Raw genomic sequence first — 23,920 nt, forward strand, 5'->3', positions numbered from 1 at the left:
CACAATAAAAAACCAACACTTTAAAATTTTATTAAAAGTCAAGATATAAGCTGAACCTATTATTAATAGTGAATTCTTATCTAATGTCATACATTATATTTATAAAAATTAAAAGGATAGAAGAGCTTGAATAAATTCGCCCTATCTATCCTCTTTTTAAACACAAATGACTAATCATAGCGGACTTCGCTGTCACCAGAACCCGTATTGCTCTATTGCTATGCTCAAACTTCTTTTTATTACTACTTGTTCAATAAGAGGTGTTTTCTTCCTGCATAAAATTTATTTTATAGGGAATTCATTATACTTATTAAAACAACAACATGATATAGACAAAACCAAAGAATAAACATAATGGACTATAGAACCAAGTGTCATATCTAGCAAACTGAGAATGTTTAATTTTTTTAAAAAATCCAACAAACTTAAAATCACCAATTGCCCTAATAATGAAAACTAAAGCACAGACAATACTTCCGATTTTAGATAAACTATTTGCTTCGAACCCCTGCAAATAACCTACTTGAACAACAATAATGACACTAGCTAATAGAATAAGAATGGCTACGAATAATGTTCCCCATATTCTCGGAGTAAAAGCAGGCTTATGTTCTCCCTCTTTTACTGGGATAACAGCAGCAGACCCCCATCGACCTCCAAAAGCCCAATAAATATGCAAAAAACTGATAAACCACAGAAGCCCCACAGCCACTACTATTAATAGTAATTTCATTTATTCGCCCCCAATTTCGTAACTTCAAAGATAACATACACTACCGTATGTTATAGTGGAAATTTTGTCCCTTCAGGTTTTATAACCATACTAGGGACATTTATTATCGAATAATCAATTATGCCTCAGCATAATTGCGTCCGGAGGCTTTACTTTTTTCAATGGATGTTTGGACACCCGCTGAAAGAAGTTAAAAGCTCAACCATTTTATCAATATCAAAATTAGGATTTGCTTCAAACCTTGTCATCCATCCTACATACGTTAAATAGGCAAGTCTCGCTCGATCAATTGATTCAGTTTCGTCTACGCCCATTTTTTGATACAATTTTGCAACACAAGAAATTCTTTGTTCTTCTATATCTACTAAACGTGCTGCCACAACAGGATCATATTTAGCCCAAGCATAAATACCATTCTCAATTTTTTTATCTCGATTAAAACTAATCTGTAATAGCTGTTCTAAAGAGGCATCCTGTTGCTCCATACTTTGAACAATCAGCTTTGTTGCATGTACTTCCCAAAAGTCGAGCATAGAATCTAAAAGCTCTTGATGGTCACGAAAATAGTGATAGAAGCTTCCTTTGCTTATTTTTAGCAATCGAGCAAGTGCTTCAATGCGAACTTTATGTATACCTTCATTAGCTAATTGTTGTAATCCTACTTTTATCCAGTCTTCTCTCGTTAATTGCATATTATCTCTCCAATAAAATACGCTAGCGTATGTTTTACGTTAGATTACTACTATTCTCATTTTTTGTCAATTATTCATTCTGTTTATTTTTATGAACTTTAACGTTGTTGTTAATCGTAATATTGATCTTCATCACCCTCGATAAATTAGATAACACGAAAGTCCCTTCAGGATTACTGAAGGGACTTTTACACGTTTGCGAAAAGTGCCTTTATGTACAAGAAGCGCTTTTTAGTCTAAAACTATTTTTTCAGATTACATTGCTCTAGAAGCTTTTCTAGCATTTCCAAAGTAACTGGTTGTGCCTTGGTAGTTAGTTGGTACCCAATCCGTCCATTCGTTTCTACAGTTGCTTGTTGTAAATTCTTGATTTCATGTATGCCTTTTTCTCTCAGATGCATAAATAATTGTTGTTCTGACATTTTCGCGCGTAATAAATTCTTTTTTAAGATTTCTCCGTTTTCTATAACAATAATGCTAGTTCCATTTAGAAACTTTTCTACTTTTCGTGATTTCAATTCAAAAAAATGAATAATAAGTAAAACACCCGCAAAAATAAACGCAGCAAAAATAGATGGGCCTACTTTCCTACTTAATATAGGTTCTACAATAATACGTCCTATAGAAACCACAATAATAATTTCAGCTCTCGTCATTTGGCTAACAGATTTACTACCTGTCAATTTTAAAACAATGATTCCAGTGAGGATTAAAATAATGCTTTCAAAAAGTATATTCATTACAGCCCAATCCTTTAATAGTGAATGTTACTAGTATTCCCATTAAAGGATTTTTATGATATTTTAAAGTATCCATTCACTTTACGTGCCTTATTCTTTGAAGCACCTCTCTCCCAGCTAGTAATGGTAAAGCATCAACTTCCTTCATTGCTTCTACTTGTGATTCGTTACGAATCATTGCATACACAGTATGACCTTCTTTTATTAGCATTGGTATTAAAGAACGTGCTGTTGCACCTGCCACAAAAATTTCCATATGTGTTTCTTCTTATTTTGAATATCATAATTGAGACGAGACATATATAAGCTATGTATAATAATCAATATGAAAGATTCATCCAAAATTAAAGCTATAATGTTGGCTAGCAACCAATAGTGATAACATGATAATTGAATTTGATGGATATGGAATTAATGAGTATGTTATTGGTCATAACTGTTCTATCAGTAAGTTAAAAAAATGTATTTTAACGTAAAAAATGAAGAGTTATCTAATGAGGAGCTTATAAATTTATTTTGTGTACGTTATCATTTTGAAAACATTCCAAAGTCATTACAAGAAGCCATTAAGACCGATGTCGTCATTGACTTAGATACGGACTATATTTATATCCCTAATAGATAACAATAACCCAGTAAACTAAAATGGTTTAATGTAACTTACGATTCAGACAAGAATTTAATAAAATAAGTAATTGCCCAAATAGAAGTCGCGAATTGAGTGACAAAATACATTGTCCATTCGAAAGAAGTCAGTTTTCTCTCTCGTTTAATCTTCTTTAAGTATCTGTAAAATATTAATGTACTCAAAAACATAAGTAATAAAGAGAATTGTTGTAAATCATCGACTATACGTACCGCCATAGACTCCATCACCCTCCTATACAAAATATAGACTATACTTTAAAGATATCATTTTTTTGGTAATGATTCCCTATATATTTAATGAAGTTAAAAAATGTTTTATGCGATATATGTGTACAGATAATAAAGTTGTTTAATTTTGTTCTTAGAAATACATTAATCGCCTACTCATAAATTTGATGGGCGATTATTATTTTTGTTTAATAATTGCTTTATTTCAATCACGACATTAATAATAGGTTTTGGTCTAAATGATTCTTGCAAGGAATCTCCTAATCTTGGACTTACTGATTTGGAAAAATAAAATTATTATGATCGTCTCAATTACCATTATTTTGGAGAACAATGTGCTATTATATATTCGTAATCAATGAAATAATAAGAAAGAAGGGGTAGTTGTGGAAACAAAGATTATAGAAACAGAGAAGAAAATTGATTCGAAATCCCTTTTGGCTTTGGGATTATTAATTATTTCCGGGATTGTATATCAACTTTTCGCAGTGTTAGGAGATAATATACCTGAAGTATTGAGGATGATTTTTGAAGCTTTATGGAATCTTGTATTATGTGGAATTATAGGATACTATTTTTTAGAAAAAATATCATTAGAGCAATTTAAACATTTTAATTTCAAGACATTACTTTGGGGTTTGCCTTTAACAATTATCGTAGGTATGGCTTCCAACTTAATATTCAGTTACATTTTTGAACCTGCAACTAAAAATTCCGTTGCTGAAGTAATAAGTATTTCTATGATTTTATTCCGTGTACCCTTTATGTTAATGGGTGAAGAGTTGATTTGCACTAATATAATTATCGCATTACAAAAATTAGGATTAAAATTTGGCACGGCATCATTAATATGTAGTTTGTTGTTCGCTTTGTGGCATATTCCAGCTTATGGTTTTGTGCCAATGCAGTTATTAATAACTATAATCCCAATTAGATTAGCACTAAATTATATATGGAAAAATTCAAAAAGTATTTGGGTAAGTTGGATTTGTCACTTTATTTTTGACTGTATTTCATTTGTACCAATGCTTTTTAAATAATCATTTTATTTTTAAAAGGACTTTATTATTTGCGTATTGTATAAAGAACAAGAGCACTCAGCTATTGAGTGCTCTAAAAACATTAATTTTGATTCAAAACATTCTCCTCAAAATATTTCCCCCAATCTGGGCGTCTTCCATCCATATCTGTAAATCCATACTCTCTTCCTAATTCCCATGAACTTAACGCTCGTCCCGTTTTTTCATGAACATTTGAATCACTTGCTAAAGCTGCTACTGCTCTTCCAACAAAGAAAGGAGTTTCTGATGCGATAAAATGAGGGTCTTGTTTAGCTCCTTCTCGCCAATTCTCCTCTGTTACACCAAATATATCTAACATCGCTTCTGAACGAAGGAATCCTGGACTAACTGCGACAGCTGTAATATTGTGTTGTTCTAAATCTTTCGCCATAGCTTCTGCTAAATGAATTGTTGAGACTTTTGCTAAACTATAGTACAAATTACCTCGATATTGATAATCGACTCCATCTGTAATTTCAATAACAAGTCCCATTTTATTTTTCACCATTAATGGTACACCGTAATGGCTTGTCATTATATGAGAATGAACAGCTCTTTGTTGCATAAGTAGTCCGTTATGTAGGTTGTGTTCCCAGAAAGGTTTCTCCCATTCCGTTAAAGGATCGCCGCCCCAAACATCGTTTACTAAAATATCAAGCTGTCCATTTTGTTCGTCTTGAATCTTTGTAAATAATACTTTAATATCTTCTTCTACCGTATGATCAACACGAACTGCGATTCCTTTTCCGCCTTGCTTTGTAACAAGCTCTGCCGTTTCTTCAATCGTTTCAGTTCTTCCCATACAGGATAAATTCCCTTTTGTACTTCTTCCTGTTACATATACAGTTGCACCGGCTTCACCAAGCATCATCGCAATACCTCTTCCGGCGCCTCGTGTTGCTCCGGCCACAACTGCTACTTTACCTTGTAATGGTTTCATATCATTCTCCTTAATTATTTTTGGTACACTCTTATTATCATATTTTTTATATAGATTTCTCCATGTGGAGTAATAAATTTTAACGTAATTACACCACAAACACCATTATAAAACTGAAACTCACCTTGCATATTTGATATAGAGACTTCCTTATCTTTAAATGAGCTTCACATTTGATATAGGAATGTTGTTATGATCGACAATAACAGCCTTCGTATGAATTGCAACTGTTATACATTCTTTACTTTTCTTATTATATATAGTAATTGTAATCACTCCAATGACTATAGCAACACATACATAAAGCCATTATTTTTCTGTACACAACAAGACCCTTCATAAGCACTATTCTTTTTTGAACTGAAAATCTACACGGTTCATTCGCTTTATTTCCTCACTTACTTTGCGAATCCCTTCTTCAATCTTGTCTTCTTTTACATTTGATACGTTTAACTTTAACAATCTCTCTTTATGAAAGTTACTTAAATAATTTTTATCAATAGAATCTATGCTTATTTGACTCTTGCTTAAATTTTTAATAAATGTGTCCGTGACTATATTTCTGTTCAACTGTAAACAAGTATGTATCCCGATTGGATCAACTGTTCTATAAGTAAACAAATGTGGATTTTCATTTTGAACACCTTCTACTACTGCCGCTAGTTTTTTTGACCTATTGTAGTAAGATGCTTTTATTTTATGTTTATGCCGATCAAACATTCCGCTCTTTATGTAAATTTCTAAAGCAGCTTGCGAAATCATAGGACTATCGATATCTAAAATCTTTTTATACTTATAAAAGGCATCTGTAATGGATTGCGGGATGACTGCAACACCGACTCGCAAACCAGGAAAGATGATCTTCGAATAACTTTTTAAATATATAACATGATTACAATTATCTTGGCTGTAAAACGTATCTACTTTTGAATCAGTTTCTAAATCTGCTAAATAGTCGTCTTCCACTATAAATACATTATATTTCTTCGCAAGTTTAATAATCTTTTCTCTCTCTTTTTTAGAATACGAAGTTCCAAGTGGATGATGAAATCTTGGAGTTGTATAAAAGAATTTAATTTTTTCTGTGCTAAATATCCGCTCTAGTTCATTTAAATCTATCCCTTCATGCGTACGCTTTATTCCGATCACAGGGATCTTATTTATTTCTACATATTCAATATATAAATGATAACTTGGCTGCTCAATTAGTATCGTTTCGTTTTCATTCGGAAATGGTATTGAAGTTAATATAGCAAGCGCCTGCTGCACACCTGACGTTATAAATATATTATCTTCCTTTGTGAAAACTTGATAGTTTGCTAACTGTTTTTGCACAACCGATATTAAAGATGGTAACCCTTTCGGTGTTCCGTATATAAACAAATCATTCTTATAGGTATCAATCGCTTTATTAATGCAATGCTGAAAATCTAAGTATGGAAAAACATCTGGATCTGGGGCCGAAGAAGCGAAATCAATAATCTCGATACTTTCTACGTAACTTCCAGATTTCTTAACAACGTAGTATCCACTTTGAGGTACAGAATAAATAATATGACGCTTTTCCAATTCATGCAGCGCTCGTATTACAGTCGCCTTATTACATTCATATTGTGTAACAAGCGACCGTATAGACGGTAATTTCTTTCCTTCTTTTATCTCACCATTTTGAATCATACTTTCTAAGTCGTTCAAAACATGTAAATACTTATACATCCTTACACCTCCTATTTTTTTGTACCGGTACAGTTTGTATTTGTTCACATTGTAGCACTAGATCAGAAGGATTACTATGTACGTATACTGGCCAGTAAGAAATCAACTACTATGAGGTGAAATTATGAAAAATACAACAAAAGCATATATATCAGCATTACTCTATTCATTTATTATTGGATTTTCATTTATGTTTGTGAAACTAGCACTAACCATTACGAGTCCTCTTGATACTCTGGCTCACCGTTTTACAGTTGCCTTCATAGCAGCAACCATTCCGGTTATTTTCGGTTTTGTAAAGTTAAATATTTCACTCAAAAACATACTTGCACTTTTACCACTCGCAATATTTTATCCAGCATTGTTCTTTGCTTTCCAAGCATTTGGCTTAGTATATACAAGTTCATCTGAAGCTGGAATTATACAAGCAGCGATCCCTATATTTACGATGATACTAGCTTCCTATTTTTTAAAAGAATATACGAATACATGGCAAAAAACATCAGTATGTATTTCTGTCATAGGTGTCATTTATATATTTGTTATGAATGGTATAGGGGCCCATGAAACGAGCTTCATCGGTGTTATCCTCATTTTATTATCGGCATTATCATCTGCTTGCTATAATGTATTAGCTCGAAAAATGACAAAGAAATTCAAGCTAATGGATTTAACATACACAATGACAGCAATCGGTTTTATTAGTTTTAATTTCATCGCAATCATTGACCATATGAACAAAGGTACAATAACTGTATACTTTAAGCCATTTACGAATGGAACATTCCTTATCTCCATTTTATATTTAGGATTATTATCTTCCTTACTAACAGCATTGTTATTAAACTATTCATTATCTTATATTGAAGCAGCGAAAATAAGTGTTTTTAGCAACTTATCTACACTTATTACCATTATCGCAGGCGTTGTATTCTTACAGGAGCAAATTTCCTACTATCATATTGTCGGTACACTTATGATTGTTCTTGGAGTAATAGGCACAAATTTTCTAGGCAAAAAAGGAATCATAGCGAAAAAGAAGAATACCTCCTTGAGTAAATAAAAAGTGAGGGGTAAATAATGCAGAACTCTAATACGATCGATATCCGTAATATACATGAGCTAGAAAACGAATTGTCTACTTTATTAAGTAAACCCATTTCTTCAGGAGAAGATTTAGAAAATCGGCTGAAAATACAGTCGAAATTAATATGGGAAATCGAAGAACAATTAAGATCACACTATATTGACTTTCAATGTAATACAGATAACAAAGAAATAAAAGATACGTTTGAATATGATCAACAATATGTAAGGCCTCTTTTGAAACGTTATCAAAATTCATTTGATAATAAATATTTAGAGTCACCATTTCGAATGCAACTTGATCCAAAAACTTATAGCTTACTAGATAAAAAAATAAAAAATGCGCAAACATTATTTTGTGAAAAAACATTGATTTAGAAGTAAAAGAAGACAAATTAGTAACCGAGTACTTCGAAATTACAGGCAGTTTGACTGCACTATGGGATGGCGAAGAAAAAACAATTACTGAACTACAGTCTTACTTACAAAATCCGAATCGTGATATACGAAAAAAAGCAAAAACGCTCATTTCTGAAAAATTCTTATCTGTTGAAAATAATTTACAACATATTTTAAATGAATTAATTGCAATCCGTCACCAAAAGGCAAAAAACATTCAATTAGATAATTATCGTGATTATATGTTTAAAAAATATGAACGTTTTGATTATACGGCTGATGATTGCTATGAACTGGCTGAATCAATACGACAATATGTTGTGCCACTTACAGATAAAATATTAAATGAGAAAAAAGCTGAACTTCAAGTGGATATCCTTCGTCCATGGGATGTAGCAGCTGTAGCTCCCAATCAAAAAGTGTTAAAACCTATTCAAAATGAAAAAGAGTTAATTGAAAAAAGCACTCACATCTTCAATAAGCTAGATATTGAATTTTCAGCACTACTAAACCGAATGCATAAACATAATTGCTTAGATTTAAGAAGTCGTAAAGGAAAAGCAGCTGGTGGTTTTTGTGAGTACTTACCGGCTTCTCAATTATCTTTTATTTTTATGAACCTTAACTATACACAAGATGACATCCTTACTTTCATTCATGAAATGGGCCATAGCATTCATAATGAATGCATAAAGCAACTAAAGATACGACAATATATAGAAATCCCCGCTGAGACAGCTGAATTAGCTAGTATGACAATGGAATTATTCTCGATAAAATATTGGGATGCATTCTATAAAGATAAAAAAGATTTGAAACAAGCAAAAGTTAACTTCTTTAAAGATATTATTACTTATCTTCCAGGTATGCTAATAGTTGATCAATTCCAACACTGGCTTTACGAAAACCCAAATCATACTTTTGAGGAAAGAAATGAAAAGTACTTAGAGCTTCAGAAAACTTATCAATCTAGTGTAGTAAATATTGATGGTTATGAAAACTGGTTTGCAAATGGCTGGTTACCTGTACTACATATTTATGAAGTACCATTCTATTATATCGAATATGCGATTGCACAGCTCGGTGCACTGCAAATGTATAAACAATATAAAGAGAATCCTAAACAAGCACTACAAAATTATAAAAAAGCATTGTCTTTAGGTAGTACAAAGACTATTAAAGAAGTGTATGAGGCAGCCGGCATTCACTTTGATTTTTCTGGAAAAACAATTAAAGATTTAATGGCATTTGTAGAAGAAGAATTAAATTTACTTGAACAAATATAAGTAAAAAAGATGCACCTAAAAGTATAGGCGCATCTTTTTTACTGTATTCTCTTCTAATTAGTTTCAATTTTCATCTCGCTTTATTAATAAGCTCTATATATTGTAGGTCCCCATATCCTATTGTTGGAAAAAGATTAAATAACCTTTTTAATAACTCTTGTGTTGGTAAATCTTTATTTTTGGAGATATACTTTACTACTACATTATTTTCTTTTAGCATTTCTAAATATAAATCTATCGCCTGATACATTACAGGTAGTACCTCATGAGATGGCTTTTTATGATTTACTAGAACTTCATTGTAAACAGAAAAATAGTTCCCTAATTCAAGTCCAATTTGACTAACTTTAAATTCATCCTCTCTGAAGCTATTTAAGTATACTTTTCCCTTATAACCAGACTGTTCAAGGTAAGAAAGTACTGTAAGTAGATTCATTTGGCAAAACATATCTTCACCGAACCATAAAACAATACATTTATACTCTTTCTTAAAAAGATTCTCTAAAGGATGAATAACCTTTTTCGTATAATTTTCTACAGTACCTTGGTGTCCTTCTGCCCTTGTTTTAATAAACTCATCATCAAAAATCTGTGCAGTAGTCGTATTTACACACATAGCTTCATTAAATGGAGCGTAATCAGACTCCCCCATTAGTTTTTCACTTTTAAATTCTTCATACATAAATTGACCATTTAATATATTTAGTACATCTTTATCAAACAGCTCACTCTTCGCATTTCGTAACTGATCAACTTCAATTTTTCTAGAAAAATTCATTCTATCCCACTCCTTGCCATCATTGATTGAGAGTTTAATAAATGATTGAACCGGTATTTTGTTAAGTTGGAATTTTCCTGGGGTTATACCAAAAACAGTTTTAAATGCTCTACTATAAGCCTCTTGCGAAGAGTAATCGTAATCAAATGCGATATCAATTATCTTTCTATCATTCGTCAAATCTTCCGTTGATAAATACAATCTTCTAAGAAGAATATATCGTCTAATACTTATCCCTGTTACTTGATGAAATTTAAACGAACAGAAGTAAGGAGAATATCCCATATAATTAGATAATTTATCTAATGAAAACTTCTTTTTTAAATTGCCCTCAATCCATTCAATCATTAGCTGTATATGTTCATTCATTTATCCCCCTCCTCACTAAAAATTATAAGAAGTATCCACTTCTTTCTTTTGATATTTCTTGTGGTTTATAACATTAACCACTCTCTAGAACCTTTAAATATCATATGTAATTACTCATTTCATATTTTTTCAGCTATCTTATTTTGTCATACATTTACTTAACTTTCCAATAAAGTGAAACTTTAATCAGTGGGGAGTTTCTTCCTCCCCACTGATTATTATCCCATACTAATCGGGTTTTTACGGGATAAATCTTTTTTAAAGGATTCTACCAAATAAAACACGAAATTTGTAAGTTAAGGAACTAGTAGTGTTGTGAGTGGAAAATTTATGTTTGGAAAGGAAGTTAAAATGAATAATATAGAAAAAGAGATACTTAAACTAATTAATAAACTATATCCATTGGATTTTATTGAAATGACACCAATAACAAATGAAATGTATCAATGTCTCACAGCACAAGGTACTTACTTCGTTAGAATTACAAACTATAAAACATATGAAGAGCAATTAGAAGAAGTTACATATACGAACTTTTTATATCAAAAGGGCTTAGGAGTCCCTCCAATAATACCTTCTTTAAAGGCGAATTTAGTAGAGAAAATAACCTTAGACAAAGAAGTTTTTGCTGTATTATATAAAGCTGCTCCTGGTATACATTTACCAAGAAACGAATGGAATTCTAATGTATTTAAAAAGCTCGGTCAACAAATTGGAAAATTACATCGTATATCTAAAGACTTTGAAAGAGTTCAACCGGTAAATCATATAAACGATTGGTATGAAAATGAAGAGTATAATTTTCTTAACTATATCCCAAAAGAAGAAACTACTATAAGAGAAATTGCATCTGACGTTTTAACTTCTATAAAGGAGCTGCCAAAGTCCACTTCAAATTACGGCTTAATTCATGGAGATTTATGGTTAGAAAACATATTAGTGGACAATGATTTAAATTTAACAATGATTGATTTTCAAGACTGTGAAAAACATTTTTACATATTCGATTTAGCTATTCCAGTCTATAGCGCGATAGAATATTCTTTCGTTGGGAATGGCAACATAGTCGACTATGAGAATTCTATTACAAAAGCAATAATCGACGGATACCAGGAGGAAAATGATCTACCTAAAGAAATGATAGAGCAGCTTCCATTGTTTATTAAATTAAAGGAGATATTCGAATATAGTTTAATGCATATGTATTGGAATAAAGAAGAGTTAACTGAGGAGCAAGTACGGATAATGAACCTTTATAGAATAAAGATTGAAAAAAGCCATTCTTTAAACACAGTTGGTTTCCTATGAAGTACACCCAATTGTTACATTCAGTTTAACAATTGGGTGTACTTTTCTATAGATAAGTTTTCTTCAAAAGACAAAATACAAGGAGCGAAACGATATTTAATCGTACAGTGGCACCTATTTTTCAATCCATTCAACGGATTTATCTAGCTTAATACCATCCTCGATATTACTTTCTTCCAAAGTATTTGCCCTAGCTTGAATACAAATAAAATAAAGAGGTTCACTTGAATTGTTACGCCAAATTCTTTCCCCCTCTTGTGCCACCCTTATGACAGTACCCTCTTTGATTTCAAGGATTTCATCATCAATCTTGAATTCCCCTTGTCCTTTGACGAAGATATACAGCTCTTCATTTTCTCTATGCTTATGATAAAAGGGCATTGAAATGCCTGGAGGGAAAACATTTAGTGAAGCTTCCATCCCTGTACATTGTAAGTCATCTTTAAGAAATACCTTTCCAGGAGCTTTAAATGGATTTCCATTTTTATATTGAAGCAGATCCTCCCACTTTCCTACTTGAACAGCACTAAAATTTTTACCTTCCATTGTTGAATTAACAAATTGACTCATTTGTATTCTCCTCTCATATTTATTTTCCATAATTTCACTTTTTATTCTCTAATAAATGAATAAATCCTCTCACAAAAAGAAACCGAATAGTCTCTTTTTGCGGTAAAAAAACGGCTCAATTAGCCATAATATGTTATTAAGAAGTTTATTAGTAAAGATTGTTTTTTACATATTTATTTATCTCTACATTTATTTTATTTAGAATTTCTAAAAAACGAAGCAATCCAATTTTTATTAATTAATATTTATTTAAAATTGTAAATTATGGCCTCAGCAGCTTCCATCACAATCTCACTTAAAGTTAGTTGAGCATGTGGTGTTAATGCAATATCCTCAACTGTCATGCCTGATTCAATTGCTAAACCCATTTCGGCAATTATTTCTGATGCACCATTTCCCACGATTTGAGCACCTACTAATACACCATCTTCTTTACGCACCAATAGCCTCAAGAACCCTTTTCCTTCATTTGATACAAGTGCACGACCGTCTGCTGAAAATGGGGATTGAATCACTTTTACTTCCATGCCTTCTGCCTTTGCTCGCTCTTCAGCATAACCAACTGTAGCTAATTCAGGATTTGTGAAACAAACTGCTGGAATTGCCAAGTAATCAACAAATGATAGTTCACCAGAGATAGCTTCGGCAGCTACTTTCCCTTCGTAAAATGCTTTATGTGCAAGCTGTGGACCAGCAATGATATCTCCTATAGCAAAAATGTTCGGAAGGTTAGTACGGCATTGTTGATCAACTTTTAATAAACCGCGGTCAGAAAACTCAATACCGATTTTTTCAAAACCCATATTTTCAGTATTAGGACGACGGCCAACCGTTACTAATACGTAATCAGCGTCAACTTTCTTTTCTTCACCACCAATTTCGTAGGTAACAATTACACCATTTTCAACTTCTTCTACACCTTTAGCGGATGCATCTACTATTACTGTAACACCTTTGTTTATAAGGTCTTCTTTCACAATTTGAGTCATTTGTTTATCGAAGCCAGTTAAAATATCTTTACCTCCTTCAATAATTGTTACTATAGAACCGAGGGAAGCGTAAGCAGAGCCCAATTCAGTACCAATGTAACCACCACCGATTACAACCAATTTACTTGGAACTTCAGTTAAACTAAGTGCACCTGTAGAGTTAATCACACGTTTTGTAAATTTAAATGTTGGAATTTCAACTGGGCGTGATCCAGTAGCTATAATTGCATTTTTAAATGTATATGTTTGAGTTGCATCTTTATTGGTTACTCGTATAGTGTTAGCATCCATGAAATAAGCTTCACCTTTTATCACTTCTACTTTATTGCTTTTTAATAACCCTTCTACACCACCTACTAATTTCTTTACAACGTTGTTTTTAAATTTTTGTACTTTTGCGAAGTCCACATTTACACCAGAAGAAAAAATCCCCATATTTTCTGAATGCTTTGTTTCCTCAAAACGATGACCTACAGAAATAAGTGCCTTAGATGGAATGCAGCCGACGTTAGCACATACGCCACCAAGATTCTCTCTTTCTATAATTGCCACTTGTTTCCCTAATTGTGAAGCTCTTATTGCAGCAACATATCCTCCAGGTCCAGAGCCAATTACGATTGTTTCTATTTCTCTCATATCCTTTTTCACACTCCTCCAAAAATTAGAAACAGGTAGGCCGAAATCGTTCATATTCTACACATTTTTCAATTTACTATTTTGTATTAGTACCATTCTTCTCTCATCCGTTTTTTCATAGTTCCATCATGGAATTTCTATTAAGTGATCACCCCCTCAAAAAAGAAACCGAACAGTCTCTTTTTTGCGATAAAAATTACGGCTTACTTGGCCGTAATTTGTTTTTCCAATTCATCTAAAAGTCGTGACGATACTGTATCAATATAAACTGTATCTTGGTATAAGCGTGACAATGCAAGTGCTCCTTCAAGAGAAGAAATCCAGATGATAGCAATCTGTTTTGCTTGAGTATCTGATTTTAACTCTCCTTGCTCAATTCCATACGTAATAATCTTTTCAATTATTCCAAGTAATTGATTCATCGCTATCTGTGCTTGTTCTGCCATGAGAGGATGGGAATCATCTGCTTCTAACGTTACGTTCATGATTGGACACCCTCCAGGAAGAGGATCATTATGAATGAGAGATGTAAAAACTGAAATAAAAGTTTTTAACTTATCCAACGTATTGGATGCTTTTTTTATCTCTTCGACATAACGCACTCCCATTTGTGAAGTTGCATGCTGAAAGGCTTGAACAGCCAAGTCATCTTTATTTTTAAAGTGACGATAAATACCGCCCTTCTCTAGCCCAGTCTCTCGCATAATATCAGAAATTGAAGAACCACTATAGCCCTTTACATTAAACAGAGCAGAGGAACGATCAAGAATCATTCTTTTTGTTAATTCACCTTTACGCATTGTGTCCTCCTAAAAGAAAACGTTTGGTCTCTTTTAAGTATATGACAAACCGAAAAGAATTAGCAAGAAAAAAATAACAGGGAATATCAATGAGTAAAAAACAAATGATACACCATCCTTACAAGAATCAGAATAAATACATGAAAAACATCTTTTATTTACAGAGGTTTAGTCTCTGCCAGTCTAGCTGCACTAATTATAGGAGCCCACTGGAAAATTTCATCTCTTAATAGACCTGTTTTTTTGCAATATATATGTAAATACATTTCAGCTAATTCCACTGAATTCTGTGAATACAATAAGTATGTCCGAAACACATCTGCACGAATATCACCTGAACTAGCATCAACCCAATCTATAATATTCACATCACCATTACTCATAATTAAATTAAACGGATGAAAATCACCATGACATACTCTAGGTTCAAATGTGATTGAATCTAACTTTTTTAATATATTTCCCTTTTGTTTTTCATCCAGATCATGTACGGAGTTAATTTGACGATAAAGCCTTTCTTCCATCGGTTCTATTTCATCCGAGCTCACAGATATAGCATGAATTTTTTGTTGTTCACTAACACATATACTTATATAATGCTCCGCTTTACTCAAATTATTAAGCAAAAGCTCACCAACACTTTCCCCTTCTACATATTCCATAATAATAGCTTGTCTACCTTGTATCTCTGTAACTTCAAATACTTTAGGAACGTGTAAACCACATGAATATGCATACTTTTGTTTTCGTGCTTCGTATAGAGATTCTGTATTAGGGAGGTATTCTTTAAACAATTTCACAACTTTATTATCACAAAGATAAATTTCAGCCGTATTTCCTTTGGCTATCGGATTTCCTAGATTCAATTCATTTCTCTCCTTACAGTAAATTAGAATAACGCCTTATAGTCCTCTATAAATTCAGTGTAATTATACTGATACCCTTCTTCATGAAAATTAAAAAAACTTACCCCTACCTATAATTATATAGAAAGTGGTAAGTTTAATTTTCTAGGAATATCGGAATGAAACTCTGGTGTATGCAAAACAGAAAATGAATACCCTTGTTGAATAAATGATATTTCATTTTGTTTACTTTCAAATGGAACACTATTTTTCTTAAAATTATTTTGGATTTGTTGTAAAAACGCATGATCCGGTGTTCCGAATGTAACATGTACTTTCGGTGGTAAAGCTTTCATCGCAATGGGAATCCAAGGTCGCTGCCACCAGGTTGCGATGATATATGCAGTGCCACCTATAACAAAGTTGAAAATATCCCCATCTTCCTTCGTTTTCATGTCTAGATTTGATTTCAACCATTCCGTAAATACAGGTACACTTTTAACCGGAAGACCAATTTCCCTTACGTATAAAATGTTTAACGGTGAATGCGGGACTAATACATCTTCTTTAACATAACTATGTGCAATAATTTCGAGAAGATTTCCATCACCATCTTTAAAGTATAAATTGAATAGACCATTCTCCTCACCAATTGTATGACCATCTTTCCATTTCACAATGAGTAATCCAGACTCTTTAAGCCATTTTTCCGTTTCATGAAACTTTGAATATGGGATCTCAAAAGCGAAATGCGCAGGTGCAATTGGTTCATATACTTCCTGAAAACTAATTGTTGTATACGGTGTTACTTCAAATTGAATATATGATTCGGTTTCTTTTTTTATTGGAAAAGATAATATGTCTTTATAAACTTGTTTTACCCCTTCTATGGAAACCGTTTGTAGTTTTATATCTGATATATGTGTAATCACACTACATTCCCCCTTGTTTCTTACTATCTATTCTTATTGTATTACACTTATAAATAGATAAAATCAAACCGAAGGGTGGATTTTTCATGTAAAAACTACAACTTTAGTATGAATATGTTAGCTCCAATTACTTTTTATTTCCGCTATAACAACTTCTGGTTTATCCCAGTGTAACAAATGTGTAGTATCAGGAATTACTTTTACTATACTGCCAGTTTTCCCTGCATTCTTTTCCACAAAAAAAGCTGATTTTCTTTTAAAGAAAATCAGCTTTTACGTTAAAATACACTATGATTTAACAGCAATAATCATAAACCTTTTTGAATTCGTACGAATACCTTTTTCGGAACTATTAGCGTCAATGAACTTTTGTAAAATATTAAAGTCCTCTTCTTTTTCTCCAAATCTAGGAATAATAGGCGTATGTTTTAATAAAAAAATGAGATCCTCAGGAGTACTGTAATAATCGGTTACATCATATTCACATACTTGCACGAGTTCAAATCCTGCACTAATAAGTTCACCCATATACTTATCTTTTAACGTACCATCTCTTTCACCTAAGCATTGCCCTCTACCAAATGCTTCTTTAAGATTTAATTTATCATATTCGCTAACTTGTTGTGTTAAGAAAAAAGCACCTTTTTTCATTACTTTTGCCAATTCAGATGCTACAAACGGCGCATGACAACTTGAAGCAATATCAAAATGAGCATGCGGAAACGTTAAAACTTCAGAATCCATTTGGAGAAATTCAACGTTTTGTACACCTGCTTTATTCAAATTAAAATGTGCTGTTTTGATCATTCCATTAGAATTATCTATTCCAATCAGTGATGCAGCTGAAGATGCTATGTTAAGTACATTTTCTCCTCCACCTGTACCAACATCAAGTAAAATATGTGATGACTTGCATCTTTCTTTTACCTCGCCATAAAAGTCCCATGAATCTCCTACAGTTTCACATTTTATTTTACTAAAATCCCATCCATTTAATCTGCCTACTTTATCATAAAAGTTTTTGTACTCTAATTCGTTCATTTTATGTTTTCCCCTTTGTTGATGCTTTTATATTCCTTAGCTGTCTAATAAAAATGAGCCATCCATTATTTATTCTATATATGCAAGCCAAGCTTCATGAAACGCTTGAACAGTGCGATACCTTTTATTTTTTTCTTTATGTAGCGCTTTTTTACATATATTATATAATTCTTGTATGCTTTCCCATTTTTCATAGCTTTTATCATTTTTTCCGCCGATAAAAGCGAAAGCAATTCCAGCTAGTACATACACATTCGTTTCGCTTGTAATTTGTGCATGCAGTTCATATTCTTCCGATGCTTTGAAACGACCTGCTCCCCAGAAATTCTCCCCAATTTCATTAAATACAGGTGCTTTTTGAAAAAAATCAATATCACAAATCGTCAGTTTTGATTGCTCGAAATTATATAAAATACTACCGTCATAAAAATCAACCATGACATATCCTAGTGACTCCACATATGCTGCAAACTCAAAAATTTGTGTCAATATGTTAAGTCTCTCCGTCACGCATAATTTTCTAAGCTTTACAAACGGCGAATTTGGTGCGTGGTGCTTTTCAAACGGTGTAAAGTCCCAATGATTGTGCATGCATTCCCCATCAATCCAATGAAACCTTAAACAAAATCCATTTTGCATTTGAATGGAATTAATATATGGAACTAGTAAAGGATGTTTAATTTGTTCATACACTTCTTTTGCTTTCATTAGTCGTTGGATTGCGTCCTCTACATTACCTTTATATTCTAAATTACGAGCACCGGCATACTTCAAAAAGTAACGATGTCCATTTTCAATAATACCAAAACTAATATTTCCTGAATCTTGTTGATCAAAAACAGTAAATATTTCTACACCCTTTAACCAATCAAAATTATGATCCTCAGCTAATGTTATTGGGTATTGATTTTTTCCTATTGTAATATTTATCATGCGCTGCTCCTAGCTTTGAGCGAACGTAGTTTATAGAGGTATGATACGCATACTCAAATTATTTTTACCTCATACTTTGTTTTCTTCTGTTTATTCATAAAACATCACTCCTTTCCAATATCGACCCTTAATTTCATTCAATAACTACCACAATGTTCTTACTTTCTATTATATATTATAAAATACAAATTATAAGAAAAATATATACCATGCGCACAAGCAGTTTACATAATAATATTATAGTTTGTTTTTATCGATATATTCTAAATGTCCTCTTCCCCAACCACACATACTATCCAAAACAATACTAACTGTTTTTCCATGCTCAGTTAAGCTATATTCCACTTTAGGTGGTATTTCTTGATAAATTTCGCGTTTTATTAGTTGATCGTGCTCTAATTCACGAAGCTGCTTCGCTAATGTTCCTTGAGAAATGTCTGGTATTAATCGCTTTAATTCACCAAACCGTTTCGTTCCATCTGTTAATAATATAAATAAAATGAGTGGTTTCCATTTACCTCCGATTATTTGTAATGTTGCTATTACCCCTTTTAATTTCGGTTCCCCTAAATTCATTTTCCTCACCACTCCCCTCAAATCATAAATTATAATGAATAATTCTTTATATTATGTATCCATATAACAAGCGATTAGTACGAAATTAGCGACTAAGTACATATAAAGTGCGTACTTTTCAATAGTCATTTTTTAACGAATAATAAAATTAACACAACTTATTTTAAATCTTATATTAAGGGAGATGTTTAATCATGTCTATTACTGCATTAAAAGATAAACATATCGTTATCATTGGTGGAAGCTCTGGTATTGGATTAGCAACAGTAAAACAAGCAATCGGACAAGGTGCACATGTTATTATTGCAGGGCGCTCGGAAGAAAAACTAAAGGCTGCTCGAGAAATAATAAATAACAACCATCTTCAAACTTATGTATTGGATAATCAAAATAAAAACCAATTACAAGATTTTTTCAAGACAGTTGGGAATTTTGATCATTTATTCACACCGGGAGCCTCTTACACACTTGGACCAATAACCGCTACAGAGGAAATTGCTGAAAGCAGCTTTATCGGAAAGTTTTGGCCACAATATTACGCCGTAAAATATGCGATTCCTTTTCTTTCAAAATCTGGATCTATCGTGTTAATGTCCGGTGCATTTAGTCAAAGACCACTTAAAGGTGCACCTGCTTATGGCGCTTGTAATGGTGCTATTGAAAGCTTAGGGAAAGCTTTAGCTGTTGAATTAGCTCCTATTAGAGTTAATGTTGTTTCTCCTGGAACGATACGAAGAGAGAATGAACAAAATGAGAAAAGACTAGCTGCTTATGAAGATTATAAATCTCTTTCTCTTGTACAGAGACCTGGGTATAATGATGAAATTGCACATACTGTCCTGTATTTAATGCAAAATGGTTTTACTACAGGTAATGTATTATTTCCTGATGGAGGATACACATATCATTAATTTATAACAATTCAATGCCTCCTTAGATTAACTAGTATTAAGGAGGCTATTATGGTTAATCAACGAGTCCTTTGTGCTAAATATTTTCAGATGGAAATAAAGTAAAAAGGCATATACGATGCCTTTTTTACTTTATTGTTTATTTGTTTATCGGATAACAAACCTCTGTAACCCACTTATTAGGATCTGATTCCATCGCTGGACTAACGTGATAAATATTAAACATCGGTCCGGCTAATTCATAACCTTCTGTTTCAATCCATTTTGCTGCCGCCTCATTTACAGCTGTCATTTGTTCATAACTTCCGTTAACTGTTATTGAAGCTACATAGGATGGATCTATCTTTTTGAAATTAACATCTTTTGTATTTTCATGCTTCCCTAAAATATTTATCTGTATTTCTACATCCACATCATTTTCCTTATATTCTTGATCATGGAATGTAGCAATACTATAACTCGGATTAGCTATACTAATATTTTTAACATTAATTTCTTGCATCAATATACTCCATAAATCCCCTTCGCAATTATACGATGGAATAACCTTTCTAACACTTGCTACATTTCTTTCTGGAATTTCTTTTAATGAAACATGATAGTTCATTTCAATAACATCCTCTCTCATCGTTTTCATTGAGTCTTCGAGGAGACGTAATTGTTTTTTGAGATCGTCCATTTCTTCCTTTACTTGAGCACTACGATTTTCAAATTGTGACTTTATTACTTCAATATTTTCACTCTCTACTAATTCTTTAATAGTGGCAATATTAAATCCCATATCTTTTAACACTTGAATTTGATTTACTTTCTTTAATTGGGCTGCTGAATAAAATCGATAACCACTTTGCTCATCGACTTTTATTGGTTGTAATAATTCCACTTTATCGTAATGTCTCAACATACGTATACTAATGGAAGATAGTTTTGAAAAATCTCCTATTTTGAACATTAGTTCCTCCTATTTATTACAATTATTCGAAGCTCAACTTAAGCTTAAACAATGACATTTGTGAGAGTGAACTATTTATAACAGTTTAAACAATTATTTAATGTATTATATTTATATAATTAAAAGCTCTTACGACTTATTTACCAATTCACTTTTCAACGCAATATATATTGATATTAATCCATTTACATTCAATAAAGTAACTATAATACTAATGAGCAACGCTACATCTGCAGAAAACGTTTTAATCGTCTGCCACGGTGAATTTGTACTATAAATAAGAAGTGGAATTAAAGTAATAGATAATATTAGAAATAAACTCCCTAGAAAAAGCCAGGTCATTTTTTTACAAATTTTCTTACGTTTATACTTTATTATTAACATAATTGCTGTAATGAAAAGTGCGAATATTAATATTGACATAACAATTTGAACTATTGGTATATTTTTTGGTATATCAACCGGTTCTTCACCATTCAAAATATTAATAATCCCTTTTTTAAATTCTGGTAGTGATGCTTCTTCTAAAACATGATTTTTATTCGTTAAAATCACAACACCCCAGCCAGTTTCATTTAAAATAAATATCTCTGCATGTGAATCAGGAGTTGAGCCTGAATGCCAAACCATCTTTTCGTTTCCATTTATATTTGTTGTCCTCAGTCCAAAACCATAATATTTCGCTGAATCTATTTTATATAATGGAGATAAATAAAGATCCATACTATCTTTATTTAAAAATTGTGTATGCTCTTGGTGATTCAAAAACTTAATGAATTGAATCATATCTTCTAGATTTACTGTAATACCTTTCAGTTTAAAATTTAATAATTTAAGAATAATTTATATTAATATTACAAATAGATTTTTCTTGCTATATGGGGTAGCGACAGGAAAATACGGATTTACAACGTTAAGGAAATTCCAAATTAAAAAGCCCAACTTCTCTGCAAAACAAAATAGAGAAAGTGAGCTTTTCAGTTACTTCATTATTTTTATTTGAATTAATATAAAACTGCTAAGTTGATTTTTCAGCTCAGCTATTTATTGAATTCATTAACTGGAAGAAGTATTCAGGTTTATGAGTCTTATTTAGGTTATACCATGAATGTAATGTGTCGGGTGCAAATACATCTAATTTTTTCAGTACTTCCATCGCAAATTCCAGAGGAGCTATTCCTGATGCAGTAACTAAATTCGCATCAGATACCGCAAATCTCAACTCATAGAACTTTTCTCCTTTATAGTTAGGACATACCATTTTAGTGTATTCTAAATTATTACTTGTATGCTTTCTAGTATCTAAGTATCCCATATTCGCAAGGGCCTCAGTTGCACCACAAATTGCAGCAACAATAGTGCCAAGCTTTAAAGCTTGGCCAATTCTTTCCAAGATAGGTTGATGAATTTCTTCACTCCAAGTACTCCCTCCTGGTAAAATCAAAAGATCTTTACTCTCAAGAGTACATTCATCAAGGGAAATATCTGGTTTTATGCTCAGTCCTCCCATAGTAGTAATCATTTCTTTATTAGCTCCTACTGTAATTACTTTTAAAGGTGCTAAATCTTTTTTGAAATATCTTCCTGAGTTTAGTTCAGCAATTAAATATCCATATTCCCAGTCCGACATTGTATTAAATACATATAGAAAAGCTTTTTTTGTTTGCATCCAATAACACTCCAATCACAATTGATATAGCTATTATAATATAACTTCCCTGACAGTTAACGTCAGGGAAGTTATCATACTTGATGAAATTTTATTAATTCCGACAGAACTTCAATAAGTCTTTTCTTAAGACTTATTGGCTCAATAACTTTAATAGATTTATTGTACGGTAAAAGTAAATAAGGTACATATGTATGTATCATATCTTTTTCAAGAAGAAAAACTGCTTGATTTGAAGTCCGTTCTTGTAAATAATGTCCTAAAAACCAATGTTGGCAAATATCAGCCAATACACTTTTATCCCCATTAAGAACCAAAGAAATAATCCCTTCCTTATCTTCTATAGTTGGAAGAAGACTTTTTATAAAAAAGTCACGTGCTGAAAAATTTTCTGGCCGGTTAAACTTATTTTCGGTTAGCATTAGACTTTCAATTCGATCTACTCTAAAACTACGGATATCATTCCTAAGATGACAAAATCCAATCACATACCACTTATTATTCCAATAGATAATTCTGTACGGATCGACCAATCTATAATTTAATTGCTTTTCGCCACTTTTATAGTAAAGAATTTTTACTGAGTACCCGTCAGCTACGGCCTGCTCCAACTCCTTCAAAAAAGGTTCCATAGAGAGTGAACTTAATCGACTTATTACTTCTAGACTAGTTAAATGTTGGTTTATCTTTGCTTCCTGCTCTTGATTTGAGTATTTACTTAGTTTTGAAATGGCCCTATTTAGTGCTTCACCTCCATAATATCCGGCTTCTTCTGCAAAAACAGCAGCGTGAAATAGTGAAGTTTGCTCCTCAAAATCAAAAAAAAGAGGAGCCTCAATAAAATTGTTCAATAAAGTGTATCCACCGTTATGTCCTGGTTCTGAAATTATAGGTACACCACTTGTTGAAATAGTATCAATATAACGATACACAGTCCTTATATTCATCTCTAACTTTTCTGAAATTTGTTTTGCCGTAACTTTTTTACCTGAGCGAAGCATCCATAGAATTGCTAACATATTGTCAATTTTAGGCATATAATTCCACCTCTATATGGAATTTATTTTCTATTATATATTTCT

General features: G+C 32.2%; 22 protein-coding genes and 5 pseudogenes. 6 read left to right on the plus strand and 21 right to left on the minus strand.

All coding sequences use genetic code 11. The features are described 5' to 3' along the window. Window positions 1-310 precede the first annotated feature (310 nt). The 4 genes and pseudogenes from ABH955_RS05470 to ABH955_RS05485 all read right to left on the minus strand — a co-directional run bounded on the left by ABH955_RS05470 (window position 311) and on the right by ABH955_RS05485 (window position 2,421). Window positions 311-733 carry a DUF3995 domain-containing protein gene (locus tag ABH955_RS05470; RefSeq protein WP_002085376.1) on the minus strand — a complete coding sequence of 141 codons (423 nt, stop codon included), beginning with the start codon at window positions 731-733 and terminating at the stop codon, window positions 311-313. Window positions 734-891: 158 nt separating this feature from the next. Then, entirely contained in the window at window positions 892-1,425 is a 534-nt protein-coding gene (locus tag ABH955_RS05475) for a TetR/AcrR family transcriptional regulator (RefSeq protein WP_404447844.1), read from the minus strand. A 242-nt stretch (window positions 1,426-1,667) separates the two neighbouring features. Next, a complete protein-coding gene (locus ABH955_RS05480) occupies window positions 1,668-2,165 on the minus strand; it encodes a DUF421 domain-containing protein (RefSeq protein ID WP_002189697.1) in 498 nt (165 codons plus the stop codon). After that, window positions 2,149-2,421, minus strand: a pseudogene (locus tag ABH955_RS05485) (hypothetical protein). Before ABH955_RS05485 ends, ABH955_RS05480 begins: the two are co-directional and overlap by 17 nt. A gap of 127 nt (window positions 2,422-2,548) precedes the next feature. On the opposite strand from ABH955_RS05485, the pseudogene ABH955_RS05490 reads away from it, so the two are divergent. Next, window positions 2,549-2,790: pseudogene (locus tag ABH955_RS05490) on the plus strand (hypothetical protein). A gap of 35 nt (window positions 2,791-2,825) precedes the next feature. On the opposite strand, the gene ABH955_RS05495 reads toward ABH955_RS05490, so the two are convergent. Then, window positions 2,826-3,029, minus strand: a complete 204-nt coding sequence (locus ABH955_RS05495; RefSeq protein ID WP_000290880.1) for a hypothetical protein — start codon at window positions 3,027-3,029, stop codon at window positions 2,826-2,828. A 398-nt stretch (window positions 3,030-3,427) separates the two neighbouring features. Here ABH955_RS05495 and ABH955_RS05500 point away from each other — a divergent pair, with 398 nt between their 5' ends. After that, window positions 3,428-4,081, plus strand: a complete 654-nt coding sequence (locus ABH955_RS05500; protein ID WP_404453805.1) for a CPBP family intramembrane glutamic endopeptidase — start codon at window positions 3,428-3,430, stop codon at window positions 4,079-4,081. 82 nt (window positions 4,082-4,163) lie between these two features. On the opposite strand, the gene ABH955_RS05505 is transcribed toward ABH955_RS05500, so the two are convergent. Further along, window positions 4,164-5,042, minus strand: coding sequence for an SDR family oxidoreductase (locus ABH955_RS05505; protein WP_404453807.1), 879 nt, complete (start codon window positions 5,040-5,042; stop codon window positions 4,164-4,166). 345 nt (window positions 5,043-5,387) lie between these two features. After that, on the minus strand, window positions 5,388-6,758 hold the full coding sequence (locus ABH955_RS05510) for an aminotransferase-like domain-containing protein (RefSeq protein ID WP_159146702.1): 1,371 nt from the start codon (window positions 6,756-6,758) through the stop codon (window positions 5,388-5,390). A 124-nt stretch (window positions 6,759-6,882) separates the two neighbouring features. Here ABH955_RS05510 and ABH955_RS05515 point away from each other — a divergent pair, with 124 nt between their 5' ends. Further along, the gene (locus tag ABH955_RS05515) at window positions 6,883-7,821 is read left to right on the plus strand and encodes a DMT family transporter (protein ID WP_404447855.1); all 939 of its coding nucleotides are present in this window, start codon (window positions 6,883-6,885) and stop codon (window positions 7,819-7,821) included. A gap of 17 nt (window positions 7,822-7,838) precedes the next feature. Then, window positions 7,839-9,529 (plus strand): annotated as a pseudogene (locus ABH955_RS05520) (M3 family oligoendopeptidase). A gap of 70 nt (window positions 9,530-9,599) precedes the next feature. Here ABH955_RS05520 and ABH955_RS05525 read toward each other — a convergent pair. Continuing rightward, entirely contained in the window at window positions 9,600-10,676 is a 1,077-nt protein-coding gene (locus ABH955_RS05525) for a helix-turn-helix domain-containing protein (protein ID WP_404449852.1), read from the minus strand. Window positions 10,677-11,006: 330 nt separating this feature from the next. Between ABH955_RS05525 and ABH955_RS05530 the strand changes: the two genes are divergently transcribed. Next, entirely contained in the window at window positions 11,007-11,984 is a 978-nt protein-coding gene (locus tag ABH955_RS05530; RefSeq protein ID WP_404449850.1) for a phosphotransferase enzyme family protein, read from the plus strand. 114 nt (window positions 11,985-12,098) lie between these two features. Here the strand turns inward: ABH955_RS05530 and ABH955_RS05535 are convergent, their stop codons facing one another. The 9 genes and pseudogenes from ABH955_RS05535 to ABH955_RS05575 all read right to left on the minus strand — a co-directional run bounded on the left by ABH955_RS05535 (window position 12,099) and on the right by ABH955_RS05575 (window position 19,306). Then, complete coding sequence (locus ABH955_RS05535) at window positions 12,099-12,554, minus strand: cupin domain-containing protein (protein WP_219302350.1); 456 nt, start codon at window positions 12,552-12,554, stop codon at window positions 12,099-12,101. A 245-nt stretch (window positions 12,555-12,799) separates the two neighbouring features. Then, window positions 12,800-14,179, minus strand: coding sequence for a dihydrolipoyl dehydrogenase (lpdA, locus tag ABH955_RS05540; RefSeq protein ID WP_404453810.1), 1,380 nt, complete (start codon window positions 14,177-14,179; stop codon window positions 12,800-12,802). 203 nt (window positions 14,180-14,382) lie between these two features. Further along, window positions 14,383-14,979, minus strand: coding sequence for a TetR/AcrR family transcriptional regulator (locus tag ABH955_RS05545; protein WP_404453812.1), 597 nt, complete (start codon window positions 14,977-14,979; stop codon window positions 14,383-14,385). A gap of 158 nt (window positions 14,980-15,137) precedes the next feature. Beyond that, window positions 15,138-15,845: a phosphotransferase family protein gene (locus ABH955_RS05550; RefSeq protein ID WP_404453815.1), complete on the minus strand. Its 708-nt coding sequence runs from the start codon at window positions 15,843-15,845 to the stop codon at window positions 15,138-15,140. Window positions 15,846-15,961: 116 nt separating this feature from the next. Beyond that, window positions 15,962-16,756, minus strand: coding sequence for a VOC family protein (locus ABH955_RS05555; RefSeq protein ID WP_404490942.1), 795 nt, complete (start codon window positions 16,754-16,756; stop codon window positions 15,962-15,964). Between the two features lie 117 nt (window positions 16,757-16,873). Beyond that, window positions 16,874-16,975, minus strand: a pseudogene (locus tag ABH955_RS05560) (alpha/beta hydrolase); the annotation flags it as partial. A gap of 69 nt (window positions 16,976-17,044) precedes the next feature. Next, window positions 17,045-17,797, minus strand: coding sequence for a class I SAM-dependent methyltransferase (locus ABH955_RS05565; RefSeq protein ID WP_404453821.1), 753 nt, complete (start codon window positions 17,795-17,797; stop codon window positions 17,045-17,047). A 69-nt stretch (window positions 17,798-17,866) separates the two neighbouring features. Next, entirely contained in the window at window positions 17,867-18,730 is an 864-nt protein-coding gene (locus tag ABH955_RS05570) for a serine/threonine protein kinase (RefSeq protein WP_404449841.1), read from the minus strand. Window positions 18,731-18,967: 237 nt separating this feature from the next. Further along, complete coding sequence (locus tag ABH955_RS05575) at window positions 18,968-19,306, minus strand: winged helix-turn-helix transcriptional regulator (RefSeq protein ID WP_404490943.1); 339 nt, start codon at window positions 19,304-19,306, stop codon at window positions 18,968-18,970. Window positions 19,307-19,500: 194 nt separating this feature from the next. On the opposite strand from ABH955_RS05575, the gene ABH955_RS05580 reads away from it, so the two are divergent. Next, window positions 19,501-20,217 carry an SDR family oxidoreductase gene (locus tag ABH955_RS05580; protein ID WP_404453824.1) on the plus strand — a complete coding sequence of 239 codons (717 nt, stop codon included), beginning with the start codon at window positions 19,501-19,503 and terminating at the stop codon, window positions 20,215-20,217. Between the two features lie 139 nt (window positions 20,218-20,356). Here ABH955_RS05580 and ABH955_RS05585 read toward each other — a convergent pair whose 3' ends face one another. From ABH955_RS05585 to ABH955_RS05600, 4 genes and pseudogenes are all read right to left on the minus strand, one after another. After that, a complete protein-coding gene (locus tag ABH955_RS05585; protein ID WP_404490944.1) occupies window positions 20,357-21,169 on the minus strand; it encodes a MerR family transcriptional regulator in 813 nt (270 codons plus the stop codon). Window positions 21,170-21,298: 129 nt separating this feature from the next. Continuing rightward, a pseudogene (locus ABH955_RS05590) lies at window positions 21,299-21,976 on the minus strand (penicillin-binding protein); the annotation flags it as partial. 229 nt (window positions 21,977-22,205) lie between these two features. Next, complete coding sequence (locus tag ABH955_RS05595; RefSeq protein ID WP_404453830.1) at window positions 22,206-22,838, minus strand: type 1 glutamine amidotransferase family protein; 633 nt, start codon at window positions 22,836-22,838, stop codon at window positions 22,206-22,208. 74 nt (window positions 22,839-22,912) lie between these two features. After that, on the minus strand, window positions 22,913-23,875 hold the full coding sequence (locus ABH955_RS05600; protein WP_404453833.1) for a helix-turn-helix transcriptional regulator: 963 nt from the start codon (window positions 23,873-23,875) through the stop codon (window positions 22,913-22,915). Between the last annotated feature and the right edge of the window lie 45 nt (window positions 23,876-23,920).

The organism is Bacillus sp. RC240, from assembly GCF_044907945.1.
GTDB classification, from domain to species: Bacteria; Bacillota; Bacilli; order Bacillales; family Bacillaceae_G; genus Bacillus_A; species Bacillus_A mycoides.